Origin of the sequence: Microbulbifer marinus, from assembly GCF_900107725.1 — a bacterium.
GTDB lineage: Bacteria > Pseudomonadota > Gammaproteobacteria > Pseudomonadales > Cellvibrionaceae > Microbulbifer > Microbulbifer marinus.
In genome coordinates this window covers 856,887-876,904 of sequence record NZ_FNQO01000001.1, presented here as the reverse complement: position 1 = coordinate 876,904, position 20,018 = coordinate 856,887, and the positions used below count along the sequence as shown (strand labels likewise).

Below are 20,018 nucleotides of genomic sequence, written 5' to 3'. Positions count from 1 at the left end.
GCCTCCAGAATAGAGCCACGGCGCCGTCTGCACGCGGCTCGCTGCGACAGTGACTTGATCGATATTTCGCACGGATAATTTTATGTACGATGGTGCCAAGCATTGGTTGGTAGTCGTCGTATGTGTATTCGATCAATTTCTTTTCACGCTGTACTGTTGTTCTCCCTGCTCGCCGGTGTACCGGTCGTGGCGGCTTCCTACGAGCGGGCGGAGTGGCTGCCGCGCTGGTCGGATTTCGACCGCGATTGCCAGGACACCCGGCACGAGCTGCTGATCCGCTATTCCCTGGCTCCGGTCACCTATACCCGCAGCGACAACTGCAAGGTCGCGACCGGACTGTGGCTGGATCCCTATACCGGCAATTTCTATTTCAAGGCGTCTGATCTGGATGTGGAGCATATAGTGCCGCTGAAGTGGGCCCACGATCACGGCGGTGCCCACTGGAGCCGTGAGCGCAAGCGCCGCTTTGCCGAGGATCCGGACAACCTGTGGCTGGTGGACGATGGCCGCAACCAGAGCAAGGGAGACAAGGGCCCGGACGAGTGGATGCCCCCCTACGCGCCGGTGGCCACGGTTTATGTACAGCGCTTTATGGCGATAGTGCAGAAATATGACCTGCAGTTGACCCTGGCCGAGTCCGACAGCTTGAGCACGCTGGCCGCCGGGCGCTGAGGCGCTGTGACAGCCCATCCGGTCAGGAGGAAAAGCGCGCCGGCGGCTGCTACGCTTATCTGGAGTCAGATACACAGATGGCGGGTGAGGTTATGTGGCGGTGGTTACTCGCGTTTGGCCTGCTTCTATCCGTTACTTGCTACGGGGAGACCACCATTAATGTCGGTCCGGAAGCGGAAGGCGGGCAGAGCCCCTACCTGAGTTTCTGTCAGCTGCGCTTCTACGAGGAAGATGACGGCCGCCTGTACTGCAACTGGGCGGTGAATTTCAGGTACGCCTGCTTTATCAGCTATCCCAACGACAAGATTCTGCAGGCGGGCTCGAAGATCTCCGAGCCGGAAGTGGTCGGTGAGTGCGATAATGGCGAGCCGATCATAAAACTGTTCCACTACTGAACAGTTCAATCCTACTCTCCCACATTCTGCCGGCAACGACTCCCTGTTGCCGTTGATACTCGTCTCATCGTGAGGGCAGGGCGCCGCTGCCAGCCTGGCCAGCCGCCGCACGTGCGTCCCGGTGTCTTTTGGTTTGGGTGTTTTATCGTCGGAGAAAACGCAGCGGCCGACTATGAATGACATTCCGCCAAGTCTCACTTTTCCCGAACAGCTTCGACATGCTTACGCGTTAGGAATCGATTTATAATTTTCGTTCATGCATGCAGGAACAGGCTGAGTATGGAGTCGACCGAGCCACAAAAAGTGCTGGAGCAACTGGGCGATCACTTCCGCCGCTTGCGCCTTGCCCGCAATGTTTCCCAGGAAACCCTTGCCAACGAATCCGGCGTGGGTCTCAGTACCCTGAAGCGCCTGGAGAATGGCCGCGGTTGTAACCTGATGGCGCTGGTACAGCTGCTGGAAGCTTTAGGTTGTCTCAACGATTTGGAAAGTTTTTTTGCGCGCTTGTCTGCGTCCGACGGCCATACCGCCCTCGCCGGCGGCGATGCTCGCAAGAGAGCATCGAATCGCCGCCGGCAGCCCGGTTAGCCGGCTTTCCGGCGATTTAACGAATGCTCTCTTTGCGATCGACGGGCGATCAGCATTTGCCCTGCGCTGCTTTTCCTCGGGGGCATGAGTTGCCATCGCCGTCACTGTCATTGCCGCTGCCGCCCTTGGTTTTGCCCTTGCTTTTGATCTGGATGGTGGTCGCAACATCGTCGCTCTGGTTGCTGGAATCGGTTACCGTCAGCGTGACCGGATAGCTGCCGGCTGTACCGAATGTGTAGGATACGCGGGCGCCTGTTGCGGTAGGCGTGCCATCGCCGAAATTCCATTCGAAACTCACTACTGCGTCGTCATCGCTGCTCGAATTGCCGTCGAAATCGCACTGCAGGGCGCTACAGGAGAAGGTGAAGGCTGCCGTTGGCGGTGAGTCGGCCGCCGGGTTCTGATCGAAAGTTGCCACGCAGTTCTTGTCGCTGTCCATGGTTACCGAAACAGTGTCAGCGGTTCCGCTGCAGTCCCCCGACCAGCCGACAAAAGAAGAATCCACATCCGCCGACGCGGTCAGAGACACCGACGTCAGCTCTGGGTAGGACTCTGTGCAGTCCGATCCACAGTCGATGCCCCCGGCGCCGCTGGCCACTGCACCACTGCCGTCGCCAGCCGTGCCGACACTCAGCAGGTGGCTAATTGCCGGCTGACTGCTAAGGGCCGCGGCGACATTGAGGCGCCCATGGCGCGTCCACTGGGTCATGTCGGCGCCGCTGGCGCCAACCTTGTCGGCGCTCGTCTCCAGGCGATTGCGTACGACCCGGTTACAGGGTATGCCATCGACGGTGCAGCTAGCAGGGGCCGGCAAGCCGTCGACGCCATTTTGGTACAGCTGTGACCACACCAGAGATGCGGCGCCGGCGACCAGTGGCGTTGCCATCGAGGTTCCATCCCACCAGTTGACACAGGTGTCGGTGCCGGCGGCCAGACTGCACTGGGCATCCGGTAGTACTCCCAGAATCGACTCGCCCGGTGCCGACAGCGATACCCAGTCGTCCCCGTCCAGGCTGTAGGTGGAGAAGGACGCGCGGTTGTCATTGTGGTCGGAAGCCGCCACGGCCATCACAGTGGACTGGCCATCGCCAGTAGCCGGCGCATCGGTACAGGCCGCCGGGTAGAAGCGGCTGGTATCGCCATTGTTGCCCGCGCCGGCGACTAGTAAAGTGCCGCGATTCCAGGCATACAGCACCGCATCGCACTCTGTATTTGGCGGGCTTGACGGCAATAGGGTTCCGTCCTCTTCTATCAGGTCGCTGCCGTAGCTCATGGTGATGATGTGGTACTGGCTGCGTACCAGCTGGCCCTGAGCGTCGTGCTGGTCAGTTGCGGCCACGGTGATGGCTTCCGCCGACGCGGACAGCGGGCACAACCCCACCTGAAAGACATTGATGCCGTCGGTGACAAGTTCCATATAACAGACTTTGTAGGCACCCACACGGGTGTTCCAGCCTACACCGGCGATCCCTTCGCCGTTATCGGTAGCGGCGGCGGCCTCTGACGCGACAAAGGTGCCGTGGCCGAAATTGTCGCAGGCAGGGTTGGTGTCGGAGCAGGGGTCGAGACCAAAAAAGCCCGGATTCAGGCCGACAAAATTCATCTGCTCTATACACTTGCTCTGCAGTTCCACGGTGCCGCAGTCCACGCCGCTGTCCAGAACCGCAATCTTGGGAGCGCTGTTATCGGCGCCGTTACTGGCGGCAAGCCCCTTGGCGATGTCCCAGGCTTCCGGCCCGTTGATATCCGCGCCGCTAGTGCCTTGTGTAGTTTCCAGCGACGGCGTCCCGAAGATGTCGTATACCACTTTGGTATGCTGCTGGCCGGTATTGTTCAGGTACCACTGCTCGGTGAAATAGTCACTGCCTCCGGCAGGGGTGGGGCCGGGCTCCTCCTTTGGCACCACCATCAGGCGGTAGTAGTCGGGTTCAACGTAGGCCACGTTGGGATTGCGCCGGTACAGGGCGACTTTGTCCGGCACCGTGCCCGCGGGCACTCCCACCACCTGTACACCGATCGCGTCAATGGTTTTGAGTAGCCGCCCGCCGGCCTGGCTGTGGGCTGCGGCTATTTCGGATGACGCGGTACCCGGCTGGAATTTGACCAGTACTTTGTCCGGTGCGAAGCGAGGCGCGTTGGATAAGGGGAGGGCAAACGGGGCTGCGAAGGAAAGGTTCGCTAAAGTAGTGAGCCACAAGGCCAGTAGCAGAGTGGCAGTTCTTGTTGAATGCATTTCAGCCTCCATGTCGTGACACAAATCTGCCCACTGAATTATTTCCTTTGCAGGCGCTGCTGCGAGTATAGGGGCTGATATTTTGGTGGCGCGGGCATTACACGCCGGAAATAGTCGAGCAGTGGCAGATTCTGCCGTCGCCCTGATCACGTTTGCGTAAATAATCACCGGCTATCGTAAAAAACAGCGCTTTGGCAGATTTTGTAATGGCGATAGGTCAGCGTCCTGTTAGCATGCATCGCGATAACTAATAACACTGGATGATCCACTATGCAGCAGCATTCTCGAACCTTCGGGCGCTGTATCGCGGCCGTTTTTTGTACCGCGCTACTGCTGTCCGGTTGCGGGGGCGACGAGAAGGCGGGCGCTGACAAGAAATCCAAGGATTTCGCCCGCCAGGACGCCTTTCCCTCCACTTATTCCATGACCCAGTCCCAACCGGTTCTGATTCAGGGGGCCACCCTGCTGACCGGTACTGGCGAACAGCTGGAAAACACCGATCTACTGCTGAAAGAAGGCAAGATTGCGAAAATTGGCGAGGGCCTGAAAGCGCCGAAAGACGCGCTGGTGGTCGATGGCAAGGGCAAGTGGGTGACGCCGGGCATTATCGATGTCCACTCGCACCTGGGCGATTATCCGGCGCCAGCCATTGAATCCTCCCAGGATGGCAACGAAATGACTGCGCCGAATACCGCAGAGGTATGGGCGGAACACTCGGTGTGGACCCAGGACCCGCAGTTCGCGCTGGCGCTGGCGGGCGGCGTGACCACGCTGCAGATATTGCCGGGTTCCGCCAACCTGTTTGGCGGCCGCAGTGTGACGCTGAAAAATGTACCAGGACGCCGCGTCCAGGACATGAAATTCCCCGGCGCTCCCTACGGCCTGAAGATGGCTTGCGGCGAAAACCCGAAGCGCGTTTACGGCGGCAAGGGCACCGCGCCCTCTACCCGCATGGGTAATGTGGCCGGTTATCGCAGTGCCTGGATCGCTGCCAGCGAATACAAGGAAAAGTGGGAAAAGTATCGCGACAACGGCGGCGACGAGCCGGAGCGCGATCTGCAGATGGAAACCCTCGCCGGTGTACTCGATGGCGAGATTCTGGTGCATAACCACTGCTACCGCGGCGAGGAAATGGCGATCATGATGGATATCGCCAAGGAGTTCGGTTTCCAGATCTCCACTTTCCACCACGCTGTCGAAGCCTACAAGGTGGCCGACCTGCTGGCGGAAAACAATGTCTGCGCGGCCATGTGGGCCGACTGGTGGGGCTTTAAACACGAAGCTTTCGACATGACCGAGGCGAATATCGCCATCGTCGATCAGGCCGAGGCTTGCGCGATGATTCACTCCGATTCTGCCGTGGGTATCCAGCATCTGAACGAGGAAGTGGCCAAAGCGATGACGGCGGGACAGCGCGCCGGCTTTGATATTCAGCCAAAAGACGCCGTGGTGTGGATGACCATGAATCCGGCCAAGGCGCTCGGCATCGACGAGCAGACCGGCAGCCTGGAGAAGGGCAAGATGGCCGACGTAGTGGTCTGGTCCGGTAATCCGTTCAGCGTTTATAGCAAGGCGGACAAAGTCTTTATTGACGGTGAGCTGATGTATGACCGCGCGGACAAGGCGCGCCAACCGCACAGCGATTTTGAGCTGGGCATTCTCGATGCAGAGGGGGAGCGGCTGTGAACGGCTTGTTGAATAAAAAACTACTGGTGATTTGCACCCTGATATTCGGGTTGGCGACGGGCACCGCGCAGGCGGAAACGATACTGATCAAGGGCGGTAAGGTGCACACCCTGTCCGATCGCGGCAGTTTCGAGTCCGCGGATGTACTGGTGGTCGATGGACGCGTACAGGAGATAGGGCTCGACATGAATGTCAGGGCAGATCGGGTGATCGACGCGCGCGGCAAGGTGGTCACGCCGGGCGTGATCGCGCCGGTATCCGAGCTCGGCCTGGTGGAAATTGGCGCGGCCAGCGCGACCAACGACAACGCGGTGACCGGAGACAGTATCGGCAGCAGCTTCGACCCGCTGCCGGCGTACAACCCGAAATCCACGCTGATTCCATTCAACCGCGCCGGCGGTGTGACCCGTGCAGTGGTGTTCCCGGGTATCAGCCTCTGGGGGGACAGTGTCGGCGATCCGCAGCGAGTGTTTGCCGGCCGCGGCTTTGCGATCAAGTTGAACGGCGATTTCGACAGCGTGGTGGCCAGGGATGTCGCGCAGAAAGCGTACCTGGGCGAGGCCGGTGGCCAGCTGGCCGGCGGCAGCCGTGCGAGCGCCTATGCGAAAATCAAAAATGCCCTCGAGGAAGCGCGGGAATACCGCTCCAACCGGGCTTCGATTCGCCGCGGAGACTGGCGTGAGATGAACCACAGCATCGCCGATCTGGAGGCGCTGCAGCCGCTGATCGACGGTGAACAGCCGCTGCTGGTCACCGCGGATCGCGCCAGCGATATTCTGTGGGCGATTGAGCTGGCCAAAGAGTTCAGTCTGCAGCTGGTGATTGCCGGTGCTGCCGAGGGCTGGATGGTGGCCGATCAGCTGGCCGCGGCCAAGGTGCCGGTGGTCATCGATGCGATCAACAACCTGCCGCTGTCCTTCTCCAGCCTTGGCGCGCGCCTGGACAATGCGGCGCTGCTGACCAAGGCCGGCGTCACTGTGGCGATCAGCGGTCCGGAATACGCCTCGACTCACAATGTGTACCTGTCGCGTCAGTCTGCCGGCAATGCCGTCGCCAGTGGCCTCCCTTACGAGGATGGACTCAAGGCGATCAGCGCCAACGTGGCGCAGATTTTCGGTCTCGAGGGCGGTAGCCTTAAGCCAGGTGCGGTGGCCGACGTCGTCGTATGGAGTGGCGATCCCCTGGAAGTCACCAGCTATCCGGAGCAGGTACTGATCGAAGGTGAGCCCCAGTCGCTGGTCACCCGGTCGACACGCCTGCGCGACCGTTACCTCAAGCCCGAACAGGGCCATGGATTCGGCTACAAGTACTGATCCTGTAGAGCAGGCAATGCTCCGCCTGTTCCCAAGCAGATAATAATCAGCGGGCATTAGCCCGCTTTTCTGAGGAAATACCTTATGCCTACAGTAACAGCACTCTATGCAGGCCTCTGTGCAATTCTCCTTATCGCGCTGGCATCGCGCGTGGTGCTGTTTCGCCGCTCGAAAAAAGTCGGGATCGGCAGCGGTAAGGATCGATTGGATGAGGTCCGGATCCGGGTGCATGCCAATGCCACCGAATATATGCCCATCGCACTGCTGTTATTGCTGATCGCGGAGCTCAACGGGCTGGGTATTCTTTGGTTGCACATCCTGGGTGCACTGTTCCTGTTCGCACGGTTGCTGCATGCGTTCGGTCTAACCGCGGGGAAGGGGGGCTACCATCTGGGGCGCTTCTGGGGCACGGCCATCAGTTGGACGGTAATCCTGGTGCTGGCGGTCGTCGATATCACCAAGTATTTCAGCGCTACCTGATCGGTATTTTCGCCATCCGTGGCAAACAGCAATAAAAAAGCCCGGCAAAGCCGGGCGCATAGTACAGGGATGGAAATATAAACTTACTGGTTGGCGACAAAAGGCGTGACGCGGTCGTCGTCAGAGTCTTGCGCAGTTTCCGTTTCTGTCTCTGCTTTTTCTTCTTTCTCTTCCAGCAGAATTTCCGGCTTGCCCTTACAGGCTTTGGCCAGATCCTCACGGCGCTTGGCCAGCAGCAGGCCGATTTCTTCTCCGGCCTGTTCGGAAATACCGTCGATATGGCGCTCAATCAATGAAGTGATATTGGCGGCCAGTTCCAGCATCTTGTCGTGTTCTTCGGCGTCTTTCTTGTTGTCGAACATTGCTCCGTCTCTATCGCATTTCCAAACAGCTACTACGGCCATATTGTGCCTCCGGTTATTTTGCGGCATTTAATGAGTCTGTATGCACATACAGTATCTGTATGGATGTTCAGTGTCAACGCTAAAGGGAGCGATTGTGACGCAGTCGTGGTTTGTGGCGGCTGATGCGATAAGTGGAGCCGGCATTGCGGTGGCTCGTCTGCACGGCGAGAGCGGCGCTGTCATAATGAATCTGGTAGCTGGCTGTCTGTCTACCCCCCATGTGACAGTTAGCTCCGACCCCGCAGTAAGACGTTTAAGGCCCGTAGCGCGGGCCTTTTTTTATGCGTGAAAAAATTTCGGTGCGGCTAAAGCGTCAGTACCAGTCTCGCCGCCAGCCCGATCAGTAAAACGCCAAACAGCTGCTGCATGCGGTGGCCAGCAGACTTGCTGACCCAGCTGCGATTGTGGCCGGCGTAGACGGCGAGGGCGATCAGGCAATACCAGCCGGCATCGATGCCGGCGGCCAGCGCCGCCATGCCCAGTTTGGTCTCGAGAGCCTGCTGCTGGGCGACGAACTGACTGAACAGGGCGGTAAAGAAAACCGCCACCTTGGGATTGAAGAAGGCCACACCGAACCCCTGCAGTGCGGCGCGACCGACCGACTGGTGTGGTGCCGGGATATTGGCTGCGGCGGTATTCGGCGCCGGCGCACGCAATGCCTTCCAGCCCAGGTACACCAGCATGGCCGCGCCGGCCCACTGCAGTATGTTGAACAGCAGCGGCGAGCGGGTAATCAAGACTGCCAAGCCGAAGGCGGTCAGGCCCGCGTAGACGGCTATTGCCGCCCCGTGTGCCAGTGCACAGGCGAGCCCCTGGCGCAGTCCGGAGGCGGCACTGCGCAATACGATCAGCAGACTGGGTCCCGGCGACATGGCGCCGAGGGCACAGATCCCGGCCAGCGATAACCAATTGAGCAGATCCATTAGAAGCCCCCGCCCTGGTCCAGCCATTTCTGCTCTGCCGGCGTCGACTCGCGCCCTAGGGCGGCGTTGCGGTGCGGGTAGCGGCCGAACTCGTCGATAACTTTACGGTGGGCGACAGCATATTGATAGAAACTCTCGGCCTGGGCGGCGCCTTCGGCGCCGTCCAGATAGTCCATCCGCAGCTGGTTGAAGTAGTCCACCGAACGCCGCTGCATTGCCGGTTCTTCGCTGTGCTCCAGTGGCATGCCGAGGAATGCCCGCTGGTAGAGACCCATATCCCGGTCGTCGCCCCTGGCGATGACGGCCTGGGCGATGTCGAGCGCCAGCGGGTCGCCGGCATAGGCCCGGTCGCTGTCGCGGTAGATATTGCGGGTGAACTGGTCACACAGCAGCACCAGCGCCATCTCTCCCTCGAGCGTCTCACGCCACTGTGCCAGATCGCCATCCAGGGCCGCTTCCACGGTGGAACCGAAGTACTTATCGATCTTGCGATCCAGGTCCTCGCCGCCGGCGAACCAGCGCTGGCGGTGCTTATCGTCCGGTACCGCATCCAGCTGCGGCTGACCGAACCAGAATGTCAGTATTTCTCTGGGTTCTGGCATCTTGCTGTTGATCCTTGTTCGATATGGGGATTATCGCGACTTTCCTGTCTGAGGGTCCAGAGCTGCGCTCGGCTTCGCGAAATTAAGGCTGTCAGGCGGCCGCAGACTGGACTTGTAAAAATTTTTTCGCGAGGCTGCATCCAAACGCGGCACTGGCGCGGTCTTTAGGGTGTACAAGGAAATTCTACCTGGAGGCGACGATGGTAACCGCAGGATCACTGAAGAAGGTACAATTCTACGCCGTGCTGGCACTGATGCTGGCAGCGATGGAGTCCGGCGCTACGGAGCTGAAACTTCCCCTGGCGGAAGTGCAGCAGGGACTGACGCAGAAGACCGAAGAGGCCTTTTCGCGCAAACTGCAGGAATGTCGGGACAATGCCCGCAAAGAGAGCAGCGGCTCCCGCTACCCGGTGCGTATCGCCGAGGAGACGCCGGTGCGCAGCGGCGCAACGAGTCCGTTTCCGGGCGCGCACCTGACGGTAATGTAAGTTTTCCCCTGAATTTGGAATTGTTGAAATAAGACACAAATCGAGAGCACATAATGAGAGCGAGAAATCTTCACCCCGTGCGGGCCGGCGCCCGCTGGCTGTTGGCCCTGGTGGCGGCACTGAGTGTCGCCGGCAGCTGGGCCCAGGAAACTCCTGGCGAGGACCCGGTCATATCGGAGCCCCCCCCGCCGCCGGCCGCCGCTGAGGCGCCGCAGCAGGAGAGGGTAGAGAAGCAGGTGCGCATTACCCGCGATGAGCGAGGCAACCTGCGCATCAGGACCCGCGATGAGAACGGCGAGCGCAGCGAGGTGCAGGTCGACCTGGGCCAGGAGTTCGGTGGCGCACTGAGCCGGCGCATCATCGAGAAGCTGGAGAACAAGGGCATCCTCGACGAGAAGGGCCTGATCGTCGAAGAGGCGCTGGAAGGTGTGCCGAAGAATATCAATATCGGCATCTCCGGTGACATCGACGAGCCGCGCGGACACCACAACGCCCACGATCACGACGACTTTCCGTTTAAAGGAGACGTCGCGGTGCTGATTCCGATCATTTCGATCCTGGCGGTGTTCGGCACTCCGATCCTGATTGTGTGGCTGGTGACCCGCAACAGCTACCGCAAGAAACAACTGCTGATGGACAACATCAATCGCATGGTGGCCGAGGGCCGCGATATCCCGCCGGAACTGCTGGATGCGATGGAGGGCGAATCCCCGCGCAATATGAAGGATCGCGGTTTCACCCTCATTGCAGTAGGCCTGGCGATCTTTATCTGGCTGACCATATCTTCCGGCGTGGAAGTCGGTAGTCTCGGTCTGATACCGCTGTTCATCGGTGTCGCCCGCTTTGTCAACTGGAAACTGGATAACAAGCAGGCGTAAGGACAGCGGTTTATGGACCTCAATGACGAGGATTTAATCCGGCGCGTCGTCGAAGACGGGGACCAGCGGGCTTACGCCCAGCTGGTTCGGCGCTATCAGTCACAGCTGCGTTTCTCGCTCCGTCAGCTGTGCGATGGCGACCAGGCCCTGGCGGACGACATGGCCCAGGAGGCCTTTATCAAGGCCTACAAGGCGCTGCCGGCATTTCGTGGGGATGCGCGTTTCAGCACCTGGCTGTATCGCATCGCCTACAACCTGGTCATGAGCTATAAACGCAAGAAGGCGCCGGAGGTCGACCAGGAAGCGGTGGACCGGGCACAGGCGGACGAAAGCGTGGAGGAAGCCCAGCAGTTGGGCATGGCACGGGACCTGAACTCCGCCATGAGCACCCTCAGCGATGCCCAGCGCCAGGCGGTGCACCTGTGCATGCAACGGGGTTTCTCCCATGAAGAGGCGGCCAGTATTATGAAGTTGCCGCTCGGTACGGTAAAATCCCATGTCAATCGCGCGCGGGCCAAGTTGCAGACTATGCTTCAGGCGTGGCGCGAGGAGGTGGTCAGTGGATAAGTTTGAACAACGGAACTCCAATAGCTTGAACAATCCAGTATTGCAGGGCAAAGATCCGGATTTTGGCGATCCCGAATTTGATCAGTGGCTCAGTCAGCAGCTGCAGTTCAACGAGCCCTATCTGGACAACGACGGCTTCTGCGAGCGTGTCATGGAGCAGCTGCCGGCGCCGTCCAAGCGGGCCGAGCGCCGCGCCACCCGCGTCCAGTATGCGGCTGTGGTCGCGGCTTCTGCGATCGTCGTCTGGCAGTTCCCCTTCGGGGAGGTGCTCAGCGAAGCCGTGCAGCAGTCCATCAGTCTCTACAGCCTGGTGGGGCTGGGTGTGCTGTCCTCGCTGGTGGCCATGACTGGCGGCATCCTCGCTGCGCGACGCTGATTTCCAGCCGGTGTCCATCGAATACCGTATCAACCATCCGATCTCTGCGCAGCAGTTTATCGAGCTGCTGCGCCATTCAACCCTCGCCGAGCGCCGCCCTGTCGATGATCTCGATTGCATGCAGGGCATGGTCGACCACGGCAATCTCAGCGTGACGGCCTGGAGCGGCGAGCAGCTGGTGGGCATAGCCCGTTCCGTAACCGATTTCCACTATTGCTGCTATCTGTCCGACCTGGCGGTGCACCGGGATTTTCAACGGCTCGGCATTGGCCGCAGGCTGCAGGCCCTGACCCAGCGGCAGCTGGGTTCCCGCTGTAAACTGATTCTGCTGGCCGCGCCGGCGGCCAACGATTACTACCCGCGGCTCGGCTACAGCAGCAATCCGCGCTGCTGGATACTGGAGCCGGATCAGCCGCTGGAATGAGCAACGGGGGGCAGGGTCGCGTTTAGCGGTACTGCGTTAGCCTTACCTCACCACTCCTGCGCACGGTGATCGACGGTACTATCGACCGGCGCAATCCCAATTTCGCCTCCAGTTCATAGGGCACGGTCTCCATGCGGCCGCCGATCAGTTCCGCGGCCGCGAATATTGACCCCACCAGGCTCGCGGTCGCATCCACCGTAATGTTGTCCTGTCCGTAAGGGGCAATCGGCGGCAGGTTACTGGAGGTGCCGGTGACAACCTTGTGGCCGGCAAGGCTCAGGGTGTAGTAGAGCCCGGACAGCGCCAGCTCGGAATTGTTGGGATTGAACACGCGCAGATGGATTCGGAAGCGCAGATCATTCCCGGGCCCCGGCGGCAGCGGCTCCAGTGCAGTGATTTCCACCTCCGGTTTCTGAAAATTGGGCGAGAGTACAGCGCAACCACTGATCAGAATGGCAAGTATCAGAAGCAGGGCGGGGCGATAGAGTGCTGTCACAATTAGTCCTTGATCTCTTTTTAAGCGGGCGTTGTTTCCAATGCTTCAGCTGTGGTATTCCGCTGAAGCGAATAATGAATGTTAATGCGGCGATCCCCGATGATGAAGCGGCACGTCGTTTTGACCACCCCGATACTGGTTTTGTTCGCCAGCTGCGAATGGCTGCTGTTGCCGCGGATCGAACAGGGTAGTAACAACTGGTACGGACCAGAGTAGGCCTCCGCGACGGAGGCTATCGGATGATCGAACTGCAACTGCCGCGATCTTGATTCACTACCGGACCGGCATAATGGCTGGCGCCTGCGTCACCGGGAACGCGTCGCAGAATTACGCCGCAGCTATAATTACCAGCCGGATTCTCACGTAAATACAGAAGGGGCGCCCGCATCTGCGGGGCGCGCGACTCTCCTTTTCGCTCGGCAGGGATTTGCGGATCGTGTAGCGGATGATACGGGGATTGCGCTGCCAAGGGGCGGCGCCCGGCACTAGCCATGGAGGGCTGGCGGCATGCTATTCGAAGAGTTACAGCCGGACCTGCAGCAGTGGCTGCGCAGCGTGGTCAATCAGGGATACAAGACCGAGGCGATCGTCGATTCCCTGCGGAAGGCGGGGTACGAGTCGTCCGTTTCCAGTGCGGTTCAGGAAGATATCACCGCATTGCGGGACGCACGTGAGAAGGTGGCGGTACCGAGTCGCAACCCCAGCCCGTGGGACAGTGGCGTCAAAACAACTTCGGACCGGGAAGTGCAGGTTTTGATGACGGCGCAAAAGCCGAACCTCGTGTTGTTTGGCAACCTGTTGTCAGGCGAGGAGTGTGATGAGCTGATCGCGCTGAGCCAGCCGCGCCTGAAGCGCTCGAAGGTCGTCAATTCGCAGAGCGGCCAGAGTGGCCAGCACGCCATGCGCACCAGTTCCGGCGCTGTGTTCCGCTTCGGTGAGTTTCCACTGGTCAAGCGCATCGAGCAGCGGATCAGCGAGCTGGTTGACATTCCCGTCAGTCGCGGCGAGGGACTGCAGGTGCTGAACTATGCGCCTGGCGCCGAATACAAACCCCACCACGATTACTTTGATCCCCAGTACCCCGGTAGCAAAAAGTATTTGCAGCGTGGCGGCCAGCGTTGCGCCACGCTGATCATCTACCTGAACGATGTCGAAGCCGGCGGTTCCACAGTTTTTCCCAGTACTGGCGTCAATGTCTATCCGCGCAAGGGATACGGCCTGTTTTTCTCCTACGCCGATGAGCAGGGCGGGCTGGACCCGCTGTCGCTGCACGGTGGTAGCCCGGTCATTGCCGGAGAAAAATGGGTGGCTACCAAATGGATGCGGCTGCGAGATTACGTTGACGAGAAGACAGGGGCATGACACCGGTGAATGAATCGCTTTCGCCGTTTATTGAGCTTGTTTCCCTCAGGCTGATCCCGCTGCTGCAGCAGAAAGACGAAGGTGAGTCTGCGCTGGAAGAAATTGCTCCGGAACAGGTCTCCAAGGCCGCAGAGACGGTGATGGGCTCGCTGGAAAAGATCTGGAGTAATTTCCTCAGCCATACGCCCTATATCATCGCCGCCTTTATGGTGCTGATCGTCACCTGGATTGCAGTTTTCGTGCTACGTCGAATCGGCGCAAGGTTTTTTCAGCGGGCGACCTCGCGCAAGTCCCTGCAGGACCTCTTCGCCCGGCTGCTTACTATTGCCACCTGGCTCATTGGGCTGCTATTCACCGCGATGGTTCTGTTTCCCGAGTTGACCCCGGCCAGGGTGCTGGGAGCAGTGGGTCTGTTTTCTGTGGCGATAGGTTTCGCCTTCAAGGATATCTTCGAGAACTTTTTCGCCGGCATTCTGATTTTGTGGAACTTCCCGTTCGAGGAGGGGGATGTCATTCAGTGCGAGGGTATCTTGGGTAGGGTGGAGGCCGTCGAGGTGCGCAACACCATGATACGCAAGGTGACAGGCGAGCTGGTGGTGGTGCCCAATCTATTCCTGTTCAAGAACCCGTGCGAGATCCTCACCGATCGTATCAAGCGGAGGGTCAGTATTATCGTCGGTGTGGCCTATCACGAGGATGTGAGTCGCTCGGTAGAGGTAATCGAAAAGGCCGTGGAAACCTGCAAGACCGTGCGTCAAGACGATCCGATTCAGGTTTTCCCCCACGGTTTCGGCGACAGCAGTATCGATATCGAGATAACCTGGTGGACCGGCTCGATCCCGCTGGCAATACGCGAGTCCACCGGGGAAGTGGTGACCGCGGTCAAGAAGGCTCTGAACGAAGCCGGTATCGAGATTCCGTTCCCGTACCGAACTCTGACTTTCAAGGAGCCTCTCACCCTGCATCAGGAGGATGAGGGCATCGCTTAAAAACTGTATTAAAGAGTGCTGTCCGGCTGGTTTTCCGGCCGCGCATCAACAAACGCCGGGATCTCATTGCAGGCGAGCATGATGCGGTGAATGGCCGGATACTCGGCGATATCCATACCGAAACGTTCGGCACTGTAGATCTGCGGAATCAGGCAGCACTCGAACAGGCCCGGTTCGTCGCCGGCGGCGAAGGGGGCCGGATTGAGTTGTTGCTCCAGTGCACTGAAGCCTTCGTGGATCCAGTGACGGATCCAGTCCACCTTTTCCTCATCGCTGATGCCGTACTCTGACTGCAGATACTTGAGTACACGCAGGTTCTGCACCGGCTGTATATCGCAGGCGACGCTGTACGCCATGGCGCGCACCCTGGCGCGCGCCAGCGGGTCTTTGGGCAGCAGCGCCGGTTCCGGGTGCTGTTCGTCGAGCCACTCCAGGATCGCCAGGGACTGGGTCAGGATGGTGTCGCCGTCCACCAGGGCCGGCACCAGGCCCTGCGGATTCAGTTTGCGGTATTCGCCCTCGCGCTGTTCGCCTTTCAGCAGGTTTACCGGGTGGTAATCGTACTGCAGCCCCTTCAAGTTGAGGCCGATACGCACGCGATAACTGGCGGAGGAGCGGAAGTAGCCGTGTAGTTCCATATGGTCTCTGTCCTGTTTCTTATGATATGAATTATCGGGGATTTAGGTATTGCACCACTTGCTGATCGATGGTGCCGAAGATATTCCCGTCGTTTTCATCGTACATGGCGATCTGTATACGATCGCCGAATTGCATGAACGGTGTGGTCGGCCTGCCGTCGGCGATAATCTCCAGCATGCGCACCTCGGCCAGACAGCAGGAGCCGGCGGAGCGGTCGACGTTGGACACGGTTCCGGAGCCGATAATGGTACCGGAACCCAGCGGACGGCTCTTGGCTGCATGCGCAATCAGTTGCGGGAAGTTGAAGGTCATATCCACCCCTGCGTTGGGGGAGCCGATTTTATGGCCATTCAGGATTGCGTGCAGGGGCAGATGCACCATGCCACCGCGCCAGTGGTGGCCCAGCTCATCGGGTGTCACCGCAACCGGTGAGAAGGCACTCGACGGCTTGGACTGGTAAAAGCCGAAGCCCTTGGCGAGTTCGCCCGGAATCAGGTCGCGCAGCGAGACATCGTTGACCAGCATCAGCAGGCGGATACTTTCTTCGGCCTGTTCCGCACCGGTACCCATCGGCACGTCGCCGGTGATCACCGCCACTTCCGCCTCGAAATCGATGCCCCAGTCAGTGCTGGGCATGGCGATGTCTTCGGTGGGCGCGAGGAAGGTATCGGAACCGCCCTGGTACATCAGCGGATCGGTCCAGAAGGAGTCAGGCATGTCGGCGCCGCGGGCCCTGCGCACCAGTTCCACGTGATTCACGTAGGCACTACCGTCGGCCCAGTGATAGGCGCGGGGCAGGGGGCTGTGGCACTCGGCGGGAGTGAAGGGAAAGCTGGTGATCTCATCCTTCTGCAGGGCATCGAAGCGCGCCTGCAGTTTTGGTTGTGCAATCTCCCAGTCGTCCAGCGCCGCCTGCAGGGTCGGGGCGATATCGGCGGCGCCACAGTAGCGACTCAGGTCACGGGAGACGACGATCAGCTCGCCGTCGCGGCCTTTTTTCAGGGAAGCAAGTTTCACTGTTCTACGATCCTTTTCTTACTGCCTAAAAATCTTTCATTTCAAGCAGCCATCCCTCGAGCTAATGCCGGCCCCGCCAGTCCGGCCGCTCCAGGTACTCGCGGCGCCTTCGGCCCATGGCCGGTCGCGCTACCGCGCAGCGGGCGGTGCTCGCTAATCGCGCGGCTGCGCCCAGCTGTCGACATACTCCGGCAGTTCGACCGCATGGGCATCCGGCAGGATGTCCCAGGGCGTGCGGCTATCGAGCATCACCGCGACTTCGTCGGTTTCCTTCTTGGCGTGTTTGGCGCCGGCGGCGAAGGCTTTCGGATGCGGGCCGTGGGTGAACCCCATCGGATGCAACGTCAGCATGCCCGGGTAGATGTTGTCGCGACTGAAGAAGTCGCCGCGGTGATAGAAGATCAGCTCGTCGAAGTCATCGTTGTTGTGGAAGAAGGGCACTTTCAGCGCACCCGGATCGCTTTCGATCGGGCGCGGTGCAAAGGTGCAGACCACGAAGCCGCGGGCCACGAAGGTGGTGTGCGCCGATGGTGGCAAATGGTAGCGGTGGCTCATCAGCGGGCGTATGTCCCGCCAGTTGATACGTACCGCCAGGTTATCGCCTTTCCAGCCAACCGCGTCCAGCGGATTGAACGGGTAGGTGATCGTCGAGATCTGCTGGCGGGCCTTGACCTTCACCTGCCACTGATCCTCGGTCTGTTGCGCGCGGAATTTGTCGTCGATACTCGGCACATCCAGTATTGCCGGGTCGAAGATTGCGTGAGGGCCGACCAGCCCCTTATCCGGCAGCTGGAAGTGGCTGCCGGTGGCTTCCACCATCAGCAGTTCCAACGGTTCGTCGTCGAAGGGCTCCAGTCGCCACATGCTGCCGCGGGGCAACATGATGTAGTCGCCGTCGCGAATATGCAGGTGGCCAAAGTCGCAGTAGAGATCGCCACTGCCGTTGTGCACGAACAGCAGCTGATCGCCGTCAGCGTTGCGCACCAGGTGGTCCATGGCGGCGTGGCAGGTCCACAGCGCCACCAGGCTGTCACTGTTCTGCAGAATAAGCTTTTGATCCCAGGGGCTGTTGCCCTTGTGAACCATCTTGGTGCTGTCGAAGGCGTGCGGGCGCAGCGGGCCGTCGAAATTGCTCCAGCCCGTGGGCGGGTGTCGGTGGTAGAAATGAGTGGCGGGGCCGAAGAAGCCCTCTTTGCCCATCTCGCGCTCAAAGGTGTTCGCGGGGAGATCTGCATGGGCCTGCCGGCTGGTTTCCCCTTCCACGCGGGGAAAGCTGATCCAGTTTTTCATCGGGCTATCTCGCATTAGGGCAATTGCCGGACAGAAAATGCCTTATAGCTGCCGGGTGCGTGCGCAAATATTTAGCGCAGCGGCGGGTTTTGGATACCAAAAATGGCGCATAAAGCCGTATAATGCGCGACCGATTTTGTCTAAAGACCTGCGCCTGTCCCGGAGAAAAATTCCGGCAGCAGTGGTTACAATTGAAACCAATGTTAGTTACATTTGTAACCTGATACAACTCCGAGCAGAAAGCAGGTGTGTGAACAGCCATGACAATTGATAACAGAGCGCCCCATTCCAACGCCGAGAGCGTGGACGTGGCGCGCGACGATTTGCGCCTGGAAAAGTTTTTACCCTACCGCCTGTCGGTGCTGTCCAACCGGGTCAGCAATGCCATCGCCCAAGCATATGGTGCGCGCTTTGACCTGACCATTCCCGCCTGGCGGGTGATGGCGATTCTGGGGCGCTTCCCGGATCTGTCCGCCGCCGAGCTGGTGGAGCAGACCGCGATGGACAAGGTGGCGATCAGCCGCGCCGTGTCCTCGCTGCTGAAGAATGACTACATCACCCGCAGCGAGGATCCCGCAGATCGCCGGCGCCAGGTCCTGAACCTGTCCGAGCTGGGTCGCGACGTCTACGAGCGCATAGTGCCGCTGGCGCAGCAGTACGAGAACGACCTGATGGGGTCGCTCTCGGCCGAGGAGCGCCAGCAGCTGGACAGCATTATTGAAAAGCTGATGGATCGCGCCCAGGCCTGGGCCGAGCGCGGCCTGATCGACTAAGGAATCCCTATAAAACTACTGCGCGTGTGCCTAGCGGCGGCCGGCGGTGCTCACAATGCTTATGTACGCTGTGTACACTCCGCTTGTTGCGCTCCGGCGGCCACCACCAGCCACCCGCTCGCTACGTTTTTTCAGAGATTCCACCAAGAGTGAATTGAGATAAAGGAGTTTCCAGATGTTTGAGCACCTGAGCAGTCTTCCGCCGGACCCGATTCTGGGCCTGCTGGCCAGTTACCGCGCCGATGATAATCCCAATAAGATCGACCTCGGCGTAGGCGTCTACAAGGACGAGGCGGGCCATACTGCCGTTCTGCAGGCCGTTAAAGAAGCGGAAACCCGTCTGCTGCAGAGTGAAGAGACCAAGGCCTATATCGGTCCGGCCGGTACGCCCGGATTCAATACGGCGATGCAGGAGCTGATTCTCGGCGCGGAACACCCGGCGCTGCTGGCCGGCCGCGTGCGCTCCGCACAGACCCCCGGTGGCTGCGGCGCGCTGCGCGTGCTGGCGGAATTCACCAACCGTGCCAAGGCGGGCGCCACCATCTGGGTCAGCGACCCGACCTGGGCCAACCATGTGCCGCTGCTGGGCAACGCCGGCCTGCAGATCAAGAGCTATCCCTATTACGATCGCGCCACCAGCAGCCTGCGCTTCGATGCCATGGTGGAAACCCTGAAGAATGTGGGCGAGGGCGATCTGGTGCTGTTCCACGCCTGTTGCCACAACCCCTGCGGTGCGGACCTGTCTCGTGAGCAGTGGCAGGTATTGGCGGAGATGGCGCAGAAGCAGGGCTTCACGCCGTTCATCGATATGGCCTACCAGGGCTTTGGTGATAGCCTCGACGACGACGCCTGGGGCCTGCGCCTGATGGCGGAATCGGTGCCGGAAATGCTGGTCGCTGCCTCCTGCTCCAAGAACTTCGGCCTGTACCGCGAGCGCGTCGGTCTGGCGATGGTGATCTACAACAATGGCGCCGATGCAGACAAGGGCCAGAGCCAGATGCTGAACGTGGTGCGCGGCAACTATTCCATGCCGCCGTCCCACGGTGCGGCCATCGTCGAGTCCATCCTCACCGACGCCGGCCTGAAAGCCAACTGGGAGGCGGAGCTGACCGAAATGCGCGAGCGCATAAACGGCCTGCGTTCCGGTGTCGTCGAGAGTCTGGCCGCCGCTGGCGCCGCGGGCGACTTCAGCTTTATCCAGCGTCAGAAGGGCATGTTCTCCTTCCTCGGGATTACCCCGGAGCAGGTGCAGCGCCTGCAGAAGGAGTACTCTATCTATATGGTCGACTCCAGCCGTATCAGTATCGCGGGCCTGAGTCAGACCAATATGGAATATTTCTGTAAGGCGGTTGCCAGCATCCTGTAAAATCCGCCCCAGCGTGTTCTCAGGGGCGGACGTTGCGTTCGCCCCTGCAGAGTTTCC

General features: G+C 60.0%; 24 protein-coding genes. 16 read left to right on the top strand and 8 right to left on the bottom strand.

Features of this window, described 5'->3' with window-relative positions; genetic code table 11:
* Positions 1-120: 120 nt before the first annotated feature.
* From BLW36_RS03825 to BLW36_RS03815, 3 genes are all read left to right on the top strand, one after another.
* Positions 121-672 (top strand): HNH endonuclease family protein, encoded by a 552-nt coding sequence (locus BLW36_RS03825; RefSeq protein WP_091385324.1) that lies wholly within the window; start codon positions 121-123, stop codon positions 670-672.
* Between the two features lie 92 nt (positions 673-764).
* The gene (locus BLW36_RS03820; RefSeq protein ID WP_139304808.1) at positions 765-1,067 is read left to right on the top strand and encodes a hypothetical protein; all 303 of its coding nucleotides are present in this window, start codon (positions 765-767) and stop codon (positions 1,065-1,067) included.
* A 279-nt stretch (positions 1,068-1,346) separates the two neighbouring features.
* Positions 1,347-1,655 (top strand): helix-turn-helix domain-containing protein, encoded by a 309-nt coding sequence (locus BLW36_RS03815; RefSeq protein WP_091385318.1) that lies wholly within the window; start codon positions 1,347-1,349, stop codon positions 1,653-1,655.
* Between the two features lie 49 nt (positions 1,656-1,704).
* Here the strand turns inward: BLW36_RS03815 and BLW36_RS03810 are convergent, their stop codons facing one another.
* Positions 1,705-3,888 (bottom strand): S8 family serine peptidase, encoded by a 2,184-nt coding sequence (locus BLW36_RS03810; protein ID WP_170833108.1) that lies wholly within the window; start codon positions 3,886-3,888, stop codon positions 1,705-1,707.
* A gap of 270 nt (positions 3,889-4,158) precedes the next feature.
* Between BLW36_RS03810 and BLW36_RS03805 the strand changes: the two genes are divergently transcribed.
* The 3 genes from BLW36_RS03805 to BLW36_RS03795 all read left to right on the top strand — a co-directional run bounded on the left by BLW36_RS03805 (position 4,159) and on the right by BLW36_RS03795 (position 7,367).
* Positions 4,159-5,574 carry an amidohydrolase gene (locus tag BLW36_RS03805; protein WP_091385313.1) on the top strand — a complete coding sequence of 472 codons (1,416 nt, stop codon included), beginning with the start codon at positions 4,159-4,161 and terminating at the stop codon, positions 5,572-5,574.
* Positions 5,575-5,582: 8 nt separating this feature from the next.
* The gene (locus BLW36_RS03800) at positions 5,583-6,887 is read left to right on the top strand and encodes an amidohydrolase family protein (RefSeq protein ID WP_091386924.1); all 1,305 of its coding nucleotides are present in this window, start codon (positions 5,583-5,585) and stop codon (positions 6,885-6,887) included.
* Positions 6,888-6,971: 84 nt separating this feature from the next.
* Complete coding sequence (locus BLW36_RS03795) at positions 6,972-7,367, top strand: MAPEG family protein (RefSeq protein WP_091385312.1); 396 nt, start codon at positions 6,972-6,974, stop codon at positions 7,365-7,367.
* Positions 7,368-7,450: 83 nt separating this feature from the next.
* Here the strand turns inward: BLW36_RS03795 and BLW36_RS03790 are convergent, their stop codons facing one another.
* The 3 genes from BLW36_RS03790 to BLW36_RS03780 form a co-directional block, all read right to left on the bottom strand.
* Positions 7,451-7,771 (bottom strand): YebG family protein, encoded by a 321-nt coding sequence (locus BLW36_RS03790; protein WP_091385311.1) that lies wholly within the window; start codon positions 7,769-7,771, stop codon positions 7,451-7,453.
* A 305-nt stretch (positions 7,772-8,076) separates the two neighbouring features.
* A complete protein-coding gene (locus BLW36_RS03785) occupies positions 8,077-8,694 on the bottom strand; it encodes a LysE family translocator (RefSeq protein WP_170833107.1) in 618 nt (205 codons plus the stop codon).
* The gene (locus tag BLW36_RS03780) at positions 8,694-9,296 is read right to left on the bottom strand and encodes a DUF924 family protein (protein WP_091385309.1); all 603 of its coding nucleotides are present in this window, start codon (positions 9,294-9,296) and stop codon (positions 8,694-8,696) included. The genes BLW36_RS03785 and BLW36_RS03780 overlap by 1 nt, the downstream gene beginning before the upstream one ends.
* Before the next feature lie 200 nt (positions 9,297-9,496).
* Between BLW36_RS03780 and BLW36_RS03775 the strand changes: the two genes are divergently transcribed.
* From BLW36_RS03775 to BLW36_RS03755, 5 genes are read left to right on the top strand one after another with little or no spacing between them, the layout of a single operon-like run.
* A complete protein-coding gene (locus BLW36_RS03775) occupies positions 9,497-9,784 on the top strand; it encodes a hypothetical protein (RefSeq protein WP_091385308.1) in 288 nt (95 codons plus the stop codon).
* A 53-nt stretch (positions 9,785-9,837) separates the two neighbouring features.
* Entirely contained in the window at positions 9,838-10,662 is an 825-nt protein-coding gene (locus tag BLW36_RS03770) for a DUF6249 domain-containing protein (RefSeq protein WP_244506118.1), read from the top strand.
* Between the two features lie 12 nt (positions 10,663-10,674).
* Positions 10,675-11,229: a sigma-70 family RNA polymerase sigma factor gene (locus BLW36_RS03765; protein WP_091385306.1), complete on the top strand. Its 555-nt coding sequence runs from the start codon at positions 10,675-10,677 to the stop codon at positions 11,227-11,229.
* The gene (locus BLW36_RS03760) at positions 11,222-11,605 is read left to right on the top strand and encodes a hypothetical protein (RefSeq protein ID WP_091385305.1); all 384 of its coding nucleotides are present in this window, start codon (positions 11,222-11,224) and stop codon (positions 11,603-11,605) included. The genes BLW36_RS03765 and BLW36_RS03760 overlap by 8 nt, the downstream gene beginning before the upstream one ends.
* 10 nt (positions 11,606-11,615) lie before the next feature.
* The gene (locus BLW36_RS03755; RefSeq protein ID WP_091385304.1) at positions 11,616-12,029 is read left to right on the top strand and encodes a GNAT family N-acetyltransferase; all 414 of its coding nucleotides are present in this window, start codon (positions 11,616-11,618) and stop codon (positions 12,027-12,029) included.
* Between the two features lie 22 nt (positions 12,030-12,051).
* Here the strand turns inward: BLW36_RS03755 and BLW36_RS03750 are convergent, their stop codons facing one another.
* Positions 12,052-12,432, bottom strand: a complete 381-nt coding sequence (locus tag BLW36_RS03750) for an LEA/WHy family protein (protein ID WP_170833106.1) — start codon at positions 12,430-12,432, stop codon at positions 12,052-12,054.
* 83 nt (positions 12,433-12,515) lie between these two features.
* Here BLW36_RS03750 and BLW36_RS17080 point away from each other — a divergent pair, with 83 nt between their 5' ends.
* From BLW36_RS17080 to BLW36_RS03740, 3 genes are all read left to right on the top strand, one after another.
* Entirely contained in the window at positions 12,516-12,716 is a 201-nt protein-coding gene (locus tag BLW36_RS17080; protein WP_139304807.1) for a hypothetical protein, read from the top strand.
* A gap of 316 nt (positions 12,717-13,032) precedes the next feature.
* Positions 13,033-13,887 (top strand): 2OG-Fe(II) oxygenase, encoded by an 855-nt coding sequence (locus tag BLW36_RS03745; protein ID WP_091385302.1) that lies wholly within the window; start codon positions 13,033-13,035, stop codon positions 13,885-13,887.
* 5 nt (positions 13,888-13,892) lie between these two features.
* Positions 13,893-14,876, top strand: a complete 984-nt coding sequence (locus BLW36_RS03740) for a mechanosensitive ion channel family protein (RefSeq protein WP_211567127.1) — start codon at positions 13,893-13,895, stop codon at positions 14,874-14,876.
* An 8-nt stretch (positions 14,877-14,884) separates the two neighbouring features.
* Here BLW36_RS03740 and maiA read toward each other — a convergent pair whose 3' ends face one another.
* From maiA to BLW36_RS03725, 3 genes are all read right to left on the bottom strand, one after another.
* The gene (maiA, locus tag BLW36_RS03735) at positions 14,885-15,514 is read right to left on the bottom strand and encodes a maleylacetoacetate isomerase (RefSeq protein WP_091385299.1); all 630 of its coding nucleotides are present in this window, start codon (positions 15,512-15,514) and stop codon (positions 14,885-14,887) included.
* 31 nt (positions 15,515-15,545) lie between these two features.
* The gene (locus tag BLW36_RS03730) at positions 15,546-16,532 is read right to left on the bottom strand and encodes a fumarylacetoacetate hydrolase family protein (protein WP_091385295.1); all 987 of its coding nucleotides are present in this window, start codon (positions 16,530-16,532) and stop codon (positions 15,546-15,548) included.
* A 153-nt stretch (positions 16,533-16,685) separates the two neighbouring features.
* Positions 16,686-17,822, bottom strand: coding sequence for a homogentisate 1,2-dioxygenase (locus tag BLW36_RS03725; RefSeq protein WP_091385293.1), 1,137 nt, complete (start codon positions 17,820-17,822; stop codon positions 16,686-16,688).
* 260 nt (positions 17,823-18,082) lie between these two features.
* Here BLW36_RS03725 and BLW36_RS03720 point away from each other — a divergent pair, with 260 nt between their 5' ends.
* Both BLW36_RS03720 and BLW36_RS03715 read left to right on the top strand, forming a co-directional pair.
* A complete protein-coding gene (locus BLW36_RS03720; protein ID WP_211567126.1) occupies positions 18,083-18,595 on the top strand; it encodes a MarR family winged helix-turn-helix transcriptional regulator in 513 nt (170 codons plus the stop codon).
* Between the two features lie 175 nt (positions 18,596-18,770).
* Entirely contained in the window at positions 18,771-19,961 is a 1,191-nt protein-coding gene (locus BLW36_RS03715; protein ID WP_091385291.1) for an amino acid aminotransferase, read from the top strand.
* Positions 19,962-20,018: the final 57 nt, after the last annotated feature.

Coding starts and splice junctions, on each gene's coding strand:
- BLW36_RS03780 (WP_091385309.1), bottom strand. CDS start 9,296: ATGCCAGAACCCAGAGAAATACTGACATTCTGGTTCGGTCAGCCGCAG.
- BLW36_RS03745 (WP_091385302.1), top strand. CDS start 13,033: ATGCTATTCGAAGAGTTACAGCCGGACCTGCAGCAGTGGCTGCGCAGC.
- BLW36_RS03765 (WP_091385306.1), top strand. CDS start 10,675: ATGGACCTCAATGACGAGGATTTAATCCGGCGCGTCGTCGAAGACGGG.
- BLW36_RS03715 (WP_091385291.1), top strand. CDS start 18,771: ATGTTTGAGCACCTGAGCAGTCTTCCGCCGGACCCGATTCTGGGCCTG.
- BLW36_RS03820 (WP_139304808.1), top strand. CDS start 765: ATGTGGCGGTGGTTACTCGCGTTTGGCCTGCTTCTATCCGTTACTTGC.
- BLW36_RS03790 (WP_091385311.1), bottom strand. CDS start 7,771: ATGGCCGTAGTAGCTGTTTGGAAATGCGATAGAGACGGAGCAATGTTC.
- BLW36_RS03815 (WP_091385318.1), top strand. CDS start 1,347: ATGGAGTCGACCGAGCCACAAAAAGTGCTGGAGCAACTGGGCGATCAC.
- BLW36_RS03775 (WP_091385308.1), top strand. CDS start 9,497: ATGGTAACCGCAGGATCACTGAAGAAGGTACAATTCTACGCCGTGCTG.
- BLW36_RS03785 (WP_170833107.1), bottom strand. CDS start 8,694: ATGGATCTGCTCAATTGGTTATCGCTGGCCGGGATCTGTGCCCTCGGC.
- BLW36_RS03805 (WP_091385313.1), top strand. CDS start 4,159: ATGCAGCAGCATTCTCGAACCTTCGGGCGCTGTATCGCGGCCGTTTTT.
- BLW36_RS03770 (WP_244506118.1), top strand. CDS start 9,838: ATGAGAGCGAGAAATCTTCACCCCGTGCGGGCCGGCGCCCGCTGGCTG.
- BLW36_RS03825 (WP_091385324.1), top strand. CDS start 121: ATGTGTATTCGATCAATTTCTTTTCACGCTGTACTGTTGTTCTCCCTG.
- maiA (WP_091385299.1), bottom strand. CDS start 15,514: ATGGAACTACACGGCTACTTCCGCTCCTCCGCCAGTTATCGCGTGCGT.
- BLW36_RS03795 (WP_091385312.1), top strand. CDS start 6,972: ATGCCTACAGTAACAGCACTCTATGCAGGCCTCTGTGCAATTCTCCTT.
- BLW36_RS03725 (WP_091385293.1), bottom strand. CDS start 17,822: ATGAAAAACTGGATCAGCTTTCCCCGCGTGGAAGGGGAAACCAGCCGG.
- BLW36_RS03810 (WP_170833108.1), bottom strand. CDS start 3,888: ATGCATTCAACAAGAACTGCCACTCTGCTACTGGCCTTGTGGCTCACT.
- BLW36_RS03720 (WP_211567126.1), top strand. CDS start 18,083: ATGACAATTGATAACAGAGCGCCCCATTCCAACGCCGAGAGCGTGGAC.